This is a genomic window from Oleiphilus sp. HI0123, from assembly GCF_001635315.1.
Window position 1 is genome coordinate 1 of the sequence record NZ_LWGE01000799.1, and the last position, 339, is coordinate 339.

Below are 339 nucleotides of genomic sequence, written 5' to 3' on the forward strand. Positions count from 1 at the left end.
GATTCGTTGTATTGGTTCGACTACGTTCACTGAGTTCCGAGGCATCTTCGAAAAAGATAGCGCATTGGCGCGTCGATTCCAGAAGATAGATGTAAATGAGCCGGATGTTGAGGATACGATAAAAATTCTGCGAGGTCTGAAACCTCAGTTTGAAGCACATCATGAACTCAAGTATACGGATGAAGCATTGCGCTCCGCAGCAGAGCTGGCTGAACGTTATATTACTGATCGTCATATGCCTGATAAGGCCATCGATGTGATAGACGAGGCGGGTGCTAGTCAGCGTTTGAAAGAAGCTGATCAGCGCTGTGACTTGATTGATGTCGAGGATATTGAAGA

Annotated in this window: 1 pseudogene; it reads left to right on the forward strand. The window is 46.0% G+C overall.

The features are described 5' to 3' along the window. Window positions 1–339 (forward strand): annotated as a pseudogene (gene clpA, locus A3761_RS06980) (ATP-dependent Clp protease ATP-binding subunit ClpA); the annotation flags it as partial.